This is a genomic window from Mesorhizobium sp. M1365, from assembly GCF_040317865.1.
Taxonomy (GTDB): domain Bacteria; phylum Pseudomonadota; class Alphaproteobacteria; order Rhizobiales; family Rhizobiaceae; genus Mesorhizobium.
This window is the reverse complement of sequence record NZ_JAMYLG010000079.1, coordinates 1-9,026: the sequence shown is the minus strand read 5'-3', so window position 1 is coordinate 9,026 and position 9,026 is coordinate 1. Positions and strand designations below refer to the sequence as shown.

The 9,026-nt window shown below is 58.6% G+C and carries 8 protein-coding genes and 2 pseudogenes; all 10 read left to right on the top strand.

Annotated elements, in window-relative coordinates:
- Positions 1 to 80: 80 nt before the first annotated feature.
- Positions 81 to 1,487 carry an aminotransferase gene (locus NKH04_RS32415; protein WP_353045558.1) on the top strand — a complete coding sequence of 469 codons (1,407 nt, stop codon included), beginning with the start codon at positions 81 to 83 and terminating at the stop codon, positions 1,485 to 1,487.
- A gap of 30 nt (positions 1,488 to 1,517) precedes the next feature.
- Positions 1,518 to 2,242, top strand: a pseudogene (locus NKH04_RS32410) (electron transfer flavoprotein subunit alpha/FixB family protein); the annotation flags it as partial.
- Positions 2,243 to 2,260: 18 nt separating this feature from the next.
- Entirely contained in the window at positions 2,261 to 3,115 is an 855-nt protein-coding gene (gene purU / locus NKH04_RS32405; RefSeq protein ID WP_353045559.1) for a formyltetrahydrofolate deformylase, read from the top strand.
- A 210-nt stretch (positions 3,116 to 3,325) separates the two neighbouring features.
- The gene (locus NKH04_RS32400) at positions 3,326 to 5,098 is read left to right on the top strand and encodes a ThiF family adenylyltransferase (RefSeq protein ID WP_353045557.1); all 1,773 of its coding nucleotides are present in this window, start codon (positions 3,326 to 3,328) and stop codon (positions 5,096 to 5,098) included.
- The gene (locus NKH04_RS32395) at positions 5,080 to 5,616 is read left to right on the top strand and encodes a Mov34/MPN/PAD-1 family protein (protein ID WP_348633249.1); all 537 of its coding nucleotides are present in this window, start codon (positions 5,080 to 5,082) and stop codon (positions 5,614 to 5,616) included. The genes NKH04_RS32400 and NKH04_RS32395 overlap by 19 nt, the downstream gene beginning before the upstream one ends.
- 33 nt (positions 5,617 to 5,649) lie before the next feature.
- Positions 5,650 to 5,886, top strand: a pseudogene (locus tag NKH04_RS32390) (DUF1883 domain-containing protein); the annotation flags it as partial.
- 138 nt (positions 5,887 to 6,024) lie between these two features.
- Positions 6,025 to 6,342, top strand: a complete 318-nt coding sequence (locus tag NKH04_RS32385) for a hypothetical protein (protein ID WP_353045560.1) — start codon at positions 6,025 to 6,027, stop codon at positions 6,340 to 6,342.
- A 382-nt stretch (positions 6,343 to 6,724) separates the two neighbouring features.
- Complete coding sequence (locus NKH04_RS32380) at positions 6,725 to 7,462, top strand: helix-turn-helix transcriptional regulator (protein WP_023721460.1); 738 nt, start codon at positions 6,725 to 6,727, stop codon at positions 7,460 to 7,462.
- A gap of 82 nt (positions 7,463 to 7,544) precedes the next feature.
- Complete coding sequence (locus NKH04_RS32375; protein ID WP_023721459.1) at positions 7,545 to 8,177, top strand: acyl-homoserine-lactone synthase; 633 nt, start codon at positions 7,545 to 7,547, stop codon at positions 8,175 to 8,177.
- Between the two features lie 260 nt (positions 8,178 to 8,437).
- Positions 8,438 to 9,026 (top strand): IS256 family transposase (locus tag NKH04_RS32370; protein ID WP_353045556.1); only part of this gene is annotated, 589 nt, incomplete at its 3' end.

The following is a 9,026-nucleotide window of genomic DNA, read 5'->3' as shown; positions in this document are numbered from 1 at the left end:
CCCGAGACATGTTTGCCACTATGCTGGTTTCACGCGGCTGGCCGAGTGTTCCCAGCCGAGGGATAGCGAGGAGAGGGACGATGCGCTTGAGCAATCTGGGAACCGAGCAACTCCGGGAGAAGGATCGAAGCTTCGTTTTCCATCCGTCCACGCACTTAGCCAAGCACAGTCGCGGCGAAACGCCAAACCGGATCATGGCCGGCGCAGAAGGCGTTTACATCTGGGATACGGATGGCCGAAAGAGCCTTGACGGTTTCGGCGGGCTCTACTGCGTCAATATGGGATATGGATGCACGGAGATCGCCGAGGCCATCGCCCGGCAAGCGCACGAGCTGCCGTTCGCGCATGTCTATGCCAGCCAGGGCACGGAGCCGGTCGCGCTTTTGGCGGAGGCCGTGGTCGAATATTTCGGGCAGAACATGCGAAGGGTCTATTTCGGCCTTTCCGGCTCCGACGCCAACGAAACCAACATCAAGCTGGTGTGGTACTACAACAACATTCTCGGCCGCCCTGAAAAGAAGAAGATCATCTCGCGGCATCGCGGATATCACGGGTCCGGGCTGGTCACCGGTAGCCTGACAGGCCTTCCCTTCTTTCACGATTTCTTCGACCTGCCTTTGAATTTGGTGCGCCATACGACGGCGCCCCACCATTATCGCCAGGCGCATGATGGCGAAAGCGAGGAGGCGTTCTCCAGGCGCTGTGCCAACGAACTTGAAGCCCTTATCCTCGCTGAAGGCCCAGAGACCGTTGCAGCCTTCATTGGAGAGCCGGTACTTGGGACCGGTGGCATCGTTCCGCCTCCGAAGGGATACTGGGCTGCGATTCAGGGGGTGCTTGATAAGTACGACATCCTTCTTATTGCCGATGAGGTGGTCTGCGGCTTCGCGCGAACTGGTGAGAAATTCGGTTCCCACCTCTACGGCATGCGCCCGGATTTCGTAACCATCGCCAAGGGCTTGAGTTCCGCCTACCTGCCTATCTCCGGTTCGATTATCGGTGACCGGGTCTGGTCGGTTTTGGAACAAGGGACGGAAAAGCACGGGCCACTCGGCCATGGCTGGACATATTCTGGTCATACGCTTTGCGCGGCGGCCGCGCTTGCCAACATTAAATTGCTAAAGGAAAGAAACATCCTGGAACATGTTCGGGACGTCGGACCCTATTGGCAAGCCCGCATGAAAGCCGAACTGGAGCGACATCCCATTGTCGGCGAGGTTCGCGGCATCGGCATTTTATCCGCCGTGGAGCTGATGCGGGATCCGAAGGGCCGGGTACCATTTGAACCCGGACTTCAGGTCGGCGTGCGCGCCGCCGCTGCTCTGTTTGAAAATGGTGTCATAGGCCGCGCCATGCCGCATGGCGATATCCTCGGCTTTGCCCCACCTCTGATCATTACCCGAACAGAGATTGACATCATCGTCGATGCGACTGCGAAATCAGTCGATGCGACCTATCGCGCGCTGAAGGCTGAGGGCGCGGTTTGATGCTGCTCGCCAAGGCCGACGAGCTTGCCGCGTTTCGCCGAACCGACGGCGGCACTCGTCGTTTCACTTGCGGGCGCCTATGCGCTGTCATCGCGCCGGCGACCCCGTCGGGCAAGAATGTGGGGCCGCGCGTGGCGGCCCTGCTCGATGCCGCGCAGGCGTCGGAGATCATCGAAGTGGTCTCGCCTGACACGTTCAAGCGGCCGATCTATGCCGGCAACGCCATCCAGACGGTGCAGTCTACCGACACCAACAAGGTGATCACCGTGCCCACCACTTCGTTTCCACGCGCCTCCCAAGGCAATGCGGCTGCCGTCGAGAATATCTCGGCGGCAGCCGACCCGGGTCTCTCTATTTTCATCGAAAACAAGCTCTTCGAAACTGACTGTCCGGAGTTGATCTCGCCCAAGATCGTTATCTCCGGTGGCCGTGCGCTGTGCTCCTCGGAGAAAATTCCAGGAAGTCATCCCGCCCGTCGCCGACAGGCTCGGTGCCGTCGTCGGCGCTTCCCGCGGCGCGGTCGACGCCGCCTACGCGCCAGAGACCGGCATGTAGGCCAGACCGGAAGGTCGTCGCGCCCAATCTCTACACCGCCGTCGGCATCTCCGGTGCCATCCAGCACCTTGCCGGCATGAAAGGACTCGAAGGCCATTGTCGCCATCAACAAGGGACGAGGAAGCTCCAATCTTCCAGGTCGTCGCCGACTACGCCTCGTCGGCGACGTTTTCGTTATCCTGCCCGAGCTCTCCAGATCGAATTTGACCCAGGGTACAATGTCTCAACTCCAGATCCTAACTTTAACCTGCGATGACCGTCCCGGCATCGTCGCGGCCGTTGCAACCGAACTGGCTGTGCTCGGTGCCAACCTTGCCGAGAGCAGCCAGTTCTGGGACCGCACCAGCAATCGCTTCTTCATGCGTCTGGCCGTTGAAGGAGACGAGTCGCTTTCGACCGCCTCAATCGAGCGTGCGCTCAAACCGGCAATCGACCGCTTCGGCTTGTGTCTTCACACCGTCGATGCGCGCCGTAGGCCGAAGATCATCATAATGGTATCGAAATTCGACCATGCAATGCTTCATCTGCTTTATCAAATCAAGGTCGGTTGGCTGAAGGCTGACGTGGTGGCGATCGTATCTAACCACGAAGACAGCCGTGACGTCGCTGAGCGGGAGCGGGTCGCCTATCATTACTGGCCGGTATGCAAGGACAACAAGACCGAGCAGGAACAAAAGCTGCTCGGTCTTGTAAGCGAAACTGGCGCGGACCTCGTGATCCTGGCGCGATACATGCAGGTCCTGTCTGACGCCGTGTCAACGTGCCTATTCGGCAAGATGATGAACATTCATCATTCCTTCCTGCCCTCATTCAAGGGCGCAAAGCCCTATCATCAGGCGTACGAGCGCGGAGTGAAACTTATCGGCGCTACCGCGCATTACGTGACGCCCCACCTCGACGAAGGTCCAATCATAGATCAGGAGGCTGAGCGCGTAACGCATGCGATGAGCGCGGAGGATTTCGTTGCGACGGGCCGCGACATCGAAAGCCGGGTCCTTGCACGGGCCGTCAAGCTGCATGTGGAGCGGCGGATTATGCTCAACGGAAATAAAGCAATCGTGTTCTCAACTTAGCTGAGAACGCCTCAATGTGAAAATCTGTATCTTCGACCAATCACAAAGGAGAATCGACATGGCACGGTCCCCAATCCCCGGCAATCCAGGCCACACCCCGCCGGGCCCCCCCGACTGGGTCCCAGGCCCGCCAGATGGCGTTCCGGGTCGTCCGCCCGGCGTTCCGCCTGGCCCCAAGGACCCACCTCAGCTGCCGGATCGTCCAGTAGGATGACCTGGATAGGCTACGGCGATCTGAAAACAGGTATGCTCCCCCACTGGGAGCATACCTGTGTCGGACGACTGGATTTCGAACTCCGTGACCTGGCATTCTTCGCCCGAGACTCGCTGCGAATAGACGAAGACCAACTGAAACAGGGGGTGCTCAGCATCAAGTTCGAATGGCCGCTGGCATCCGGGGAAGTCTGCCAGCTTCGCGCAGTTTTCCCCGACAGCTATCCCTTCGTGCGCCCGCAAGTCGCCCTTCGAGGAAACCCGGAAACTTTTCCGCACAAGCATTGCTCACCGACCGACGGCAACCTTTGCCTGTTGGGCCGTGACACAGGACTGTGGTCCATCGAGTGGACATTGGCGAAACTTCTGGAGAAGCAACTCGCCAACGCTCTGAATGGTACGGGCATGGAGGATCCACAGGGCGAACCGATGGAATTCTGGTGGAACGCCTTCGCCCCGGCATTCGATGGCTATGTCGACGGCAGCTTTATGTTGATCGACACTGCCTGGAATGTAGGAGCTGAAACAGAGGGCACGTTGCGGGCGTCTTACTCCCTTCAAAAGATGGACGACAAAATTAGATTCCAGGGTGTGGTCGAGGAAATCAAGGCGAAGGACGGGTCCGTTCTAGCTGCGCGGAAATTTCCGCTTCCTCCCGGACTTCAATTGAAGAAGGTCACGGGCATATTTCCGTGGAGGCGCGTAGGTCGTTTCGCGCCGCCATCGCCCGAGGGTTGGCGGAAGGCGCAGGGCCAGCTTACCTTTGGAGGCCACGTGATCAATAGTGGCTCGCCCGCTATTTCGATGTCCGTCACGGTCCAATCGACGGAACTCAGCCACCGTGTTGACGGCGACACCTGGCTATTTCCACTGCGTTACGGACCAGCAAAGTCGTTCCGGGCTGTGAAGCAAGGACAGAGAGGGACCAGCCCCTCCATGATCATAGTTCCCACGCTCCGCGCCGGGGCCACAGACATCGGCGCCCGAGTTCCATCGGTCGGCATCTTGAAGGATAAGGTGATTGCCATCTTCGGGATGGGAGCTATTGGTGCCCCAGTTGCGATCGAGCTTGCCCGCAACGGCTGTTCCCATCTCACCGTCATCGACCATGACATCGTCGAACCAGGAAACTCGATCCGATGGCCGCTTGGTGCGACGGCCTGGGGAATGCGAAAGACGACCGCCGTCAAGCACCACGTGGAATCCGAATACCCGAGCGTCGAGGTCGAGGCGATCCATCACACCGTAGGCATAGCCACGGCGGCCGACGGGAACGGAGGAGACCATTCAGTTCTACCCCCGATTTTTGGGAAGGCGGACATCGTCATCGATGCAACGGCCTCTTCCGGAATCTCACGTTTGCTGGCCGATCACTGCAAGTCCGCCGGCAAACCGATGATCTCTCTTTTCGGGACGCTCTCTTTGAAGGGGGGCGTCGTTGCGGCCTATCAGCCGAAATCCGGCTGTCCAACCTGCCGCGAATTTGCCTATGCGAAAGGTTTGATCGAGAAAGCTCCTGGGTCAGGAGAAATCTCCGCGCTAAATCAGCCGGCTGGATGCGCCGAGTTGACCTTCACTGGGGCTTCATTCGATCTTCATGAATTATCGCTGGAAGCTGTCCGGTTGACCGTGGACATTCTCTCGCAGCCAGCCGAGTTCAAGGAATCCTTGGTTCACACCCTCACATTGCATGACGGCATCAAGCGGGTGCCGCCGTCTTGGCGGGTGGATGGGTTGCCTCCCATGAAGGAATGCGGATGCAACCAATAGTGTGGGTGCCTCGGGCGATCATGCAGGACATGCAGATGGATGCCGACCTCTGGTATGATCGGGAAACGGGTGGGACCTTCATGGGGTATTGGGCCGAAAGCAACGTTGCCGTCATAACAGCAATGATCCCGGCCGGGCCCCGAGCATCTCACGAGCGAAGCAGCTTTCTCCCTGATCAAAGCTGGCAACAGGCGGAGATTGCGAAGCACTATGAGCGTTCCGGGAGGTTGGACACGTATCTCGGGGACTGGCACACCCACCCCGATGCCGTTTCGAACCGCCTGAGCTGGACGGATCGAGTATGCCTGAAAACGATCATAAAAACCCCGACGGCGCGAAATCAAAGGCCCGTCATGATGCTCATGTGCGGCAAACCGGGTGAGTGGTCTTTGCACTCCTGGTTCTGCCAACTGCGGACCAAGTTATTTCTCTTTGAATTCCTGGATGAGAGAGAAGCGACTATCGAAGCCTACACGAGTCCCTCTTCTGAAACAGGCGAGGAGATCGTAAGAGCTTAATCAAAGTTCTGGCCGACACAGGATGAGGGGGAGATGAATTTTACGCATTGCGATTTGGGGCAGTGTTCTCGCGGTCAGAGGGCCGAGATCACGTTCACGTCGGGAGCCAACCTAAGGTTGCTGGATTTGACGAGCTGCAGCAATTACGGGCGCGGAGAACGACCTCAGTATATTGGCCGGCTTGCGAAGCAGCCAGTCCGCCTGCAGGTTCCCAAGTCGGTGCATTGGCATGTAGCCGTCGATATGCAGGGGCTTGAAGGCGGCACTTGTTCCAGCATCAGGAAATTGCCCGGGCGCCTCTACCCGAATTGCGCGAAGCTCTGTGTTCTGTTCCGTCCCTGGTCAGGGATAGTTCGCCGCGGGGAACATCCACAGACGGGAATCGCCAGTACGAGGTGTTCATCTCCCATGCTTCCGAAAGATAAGGATGATGTCGTCCGTCCACTGGCGCTGAATGATGGACTCGCAGTCTGGTCTGACGGATTCGAGCTTCGGATCGGTAACAGCCTCAGGCGGATCGATCAGGGATTAGCGAACAGCCATTTCGGCGTGGTCGCTTTGTCAGAGCCGTTCGAAAGGCTGGACGAACTACGAACTCGACGGAATCGCCGCTCGTCTGTCAAACGGGAGCAACAGCTTCTACCCACCTGGCATAAGTCGCCCAAAGCACTGCTACCAACACGCCTGACGATTTCCGACCTGATCACGTCGGTTATAGCTGCATAGGAATACAATGGTCGCGTTGCCGATCACCGGTCGAAATTGTCAAAGACGAACACTCGCACGGCCCGTCTTTTTGTTGGGTTCGGTAACCCAATTTCGGCCCGCCCGCTGCTCTCCACCAATGCGCTTCGCACTCTCGAACTGCTCCATCAGCACCTTCTTGTGTTGGGAGGCTGCCGTAGCATTTCGGACAAAAACGTCTGAGATCGCCGCGTAGCTACCGCTGGCGAGCTAACAATATGCGCGACCGTCGCGGCATTTGTAAAGAAGGTCAGCCCGGCCAGTTTGAGAGGTCGGCTTACGATGGGGTCTACAGGCCGGGTGGCGCACAGCAGAGAGATGAAGGGAGTGAGTCAGGACAGGAGGAAGAACAATGAGGAAGGACATGCGAATTGTCTTCGAGACATTCCTGGAAAAGTTGTCGGTAAGTGTCGATGAGGGTGATTTTCGCGGAGCCTTGGCCGATGTCGCCTCAGGTCTGGATCTATTCACCTTTGCCTACTTCTCCTTACCGCCGTGGTCTAATGGCAAGCCCATGCTGATCTCGAATTATCCGGCGCTCTGGACAGCGCGCTATCTTGAGAACCGGTATCAGAATGTCGACCCAGTCATTTTACGTGCAAGCTATGGCGAATCCACATTTCGATGGGGATTTGACCTAAAGAGTTTTGATCTGTCCGCGCCTCAGCTTAGGTTTTTCGAGGAAGCAGCGCAGTTCGGCATCCGCTGCGGCGTGACGATCCCGATCATTGATGGCCGCGACAATTTTGCGGCTATGACCTTTGCCGCTGACAAGCCCGATCCTGCATACTTTCGCGTGGCCGATCACTACGAGCAAGGTCTTCCGTTTTTCGCGAGCTGTTTTCATACGTTCGTCCGCTGCAGACTGTCGGGCGATCGAAGAGTTGGCGGTGTGTTGTTGACGCCGCGTGAATACGAGTGCCTGCAGTGGGCGGCGCGCGGCAAGTCCGCCCGAGATACAGGCGGCATCCTGGAGATCTCGCGGTACACGGCTGAGTTCCATCTGGCAAACGTCCGCAAGAAGCTTGGCGTGACAACCACCCGACAGGCGATTACGCGTCTGGCGGCTTCAGGCTTTTCGCTTCCTGATAAGTCGGCTTGACCTCCGGAACTGCACAGGCTGCGCTTTCGCGAAGGATCGTCTCCAATGGCGAGGAAATGTTTCCCGCCATTGGAGGCCTTTGATGATCCAGCTTATTGCGCCTGAGTGCTACGACGACTTTGCTGACGGACTGCATGCAATGCATCGGCTTCGATTTCGCGTCTTCAAGGAACGCCTAGGCTGGGACGTGCAGGATAATGGCGGCTATGAAATCGATTCCTTTGACGCGCTCAGACCGCACTACCTGTTGTTGCGCGGTTTCGAGGGCCGGGTGGAGGGTTGCGTTCGCCTTCTGCCCTCAGCGGGCCCGACCATGATTCGCGATACCTTTCCGATGCTGTTGGAAGGAAGGGCTGCACCTGAGGATCCGAGCGTGTGGGAAAGCAGCCGTTTTGCGCTCGACATAGCTTCATCTGGGCAAAAGGGGGCGGGTGGTATCGCTCTCGGCACATATGAGCTCTTCGCCGGCATGATCGAGTTCGGCCTCTCACGCCGGCTCAGCCACGTCGTCACGGTCACCGACTTGCGCATGGAGCGCATTCTTCGTCGCGCCGGCTGGCCCCTCGAGCGGATCGGCAACCCGCACACGATCGGCGCGACACGCGCACTGGCGGGCTACCTCGAAGTGTCGAGAGCGACACTTCATGCGGTGCGACAAAACAGCGGTATCGACAGTCCGGTGCTATGGGCGCCGGTGCTTCGCCGGGTGGCGTGAATGTGACGCCCGGCAGGAGAGCACAGTCATGTCCACGTCTCTTGCGACGGACGCCGATCTGCCCGACTGGTGGAATGATAGGTCATACGGCTACGCCGCTCAGCTGACGCTGCGTGGCTGGGCTTGGGAGTTTTTGCGGATAGTGTCCTGAAGGTTCTGCAAAAAGTTTTGGAGAGAGAACGGCGCTTGCTCTGAAGGGCGAGCGGCCATGGCACGGTGGTGACGTTGCAATCACCGATTCCCGTGGAAGGGGAAGTGCCATGACCAATCGAGAAGTTAAACTGAGCAGGGGCGAGTTGAAAGCTTTGCTGCTGTCGGATGAGGACGGCTTTCGCCAGGTATTGCAGACTGTCGTGCAGGAGGCTCTGGAAGCCGAGATGACGGAGGCGATCGGGGCCGAGAAAGGCGAGCGGACGGCGGAGCGGGTGAGTTACCGGTCCGGGTATTACGAGCGCAAGCTGGTGACGCGGGTTGGGGTGCTGGAACTTCGCGTTCCGCAGGATCGGACGGGCCGGTTCTCGACGGAGTTGTTTGAGCGCTATCAGCGTTCGGAGAAGGCCTTGGTGTCGGCGCTGGTCGAGATGTACGTACAAGGCGTTTCGACCCGCAAGGTGAAGGCGGTGACGGAGGAATTGTGCGGCCACTCTTTCTCGGCCTCGACGGTGAGCGAGGCGACGATGCGGCTGGATGAGGCGCTCAAGGCGTTCTTCACGCAGCGGCTCGAGGAAAGCTATCCGTATCTCATCTTGGACGCGCGCTATGAACGGGCTCGCGAGGCGGGCGTGATCGCCAGCCAGGCGGTGCTGGTGGCGATCGGCGTGGATTGGGAGGGCCGGCGCCAGGTTCTGG

What these genes read in the sequence shown, in the direction of transcription:
- NKH04_RS32385 (WP_353045560.1), top strand. Translation starts at nt 6,025, where the DNA reads ATGCTTCCGAAAGATAAGGATGATGTCGTCCGTCCACTGGCGCTGAAT.
- NKH04_RS32380 (WP_023721460.1), top strand. Translation starts at nt 6,725, where the DNA reads ATGCGAATTGTCTTCGAGACATTCCTGGAAAAGTTGTCGGTAAGTGTC.
- NKH04_RS32375 (WP_023721459.1), top strand. Translation starts at nt 7,545, where the DNA reads ATGATCCAGCTTATTGCGCCTGAGTGCTACGACGACTTTGCTGACGGA.
- NKH04_RS32400 (WP_353045557.1), top strand. Translation starts at nt 3,326, where the DNA reads ATGACCTGGATAGGCTACGGCGATCTGAAAACAGGTATGCTCCCCCAC.
- NKH04_RS32395 (WP_348633249.1), top strand. Translation starts at nt 5,080, where the DNA reads ATGCGGATGCAACCAATAGTGTGGGTGCCTCGGGCGATCATGCAGGAC.
- purU (WP_353045559.1), top strand. Translation starts at nt 2,261, where the DNA reads ATGTCTCAACTCCAGATCCTAACTTTAACCTGCGATGACCGTCCCGGC.
- NKH04_RS32415 (WP_353045558.1), top strand. Translation starts at nt 81, where the DNA reads ATGCGCTTGAGCAATCTGGGAACCGAGCAACTCCGGGAGAAGGATCGA.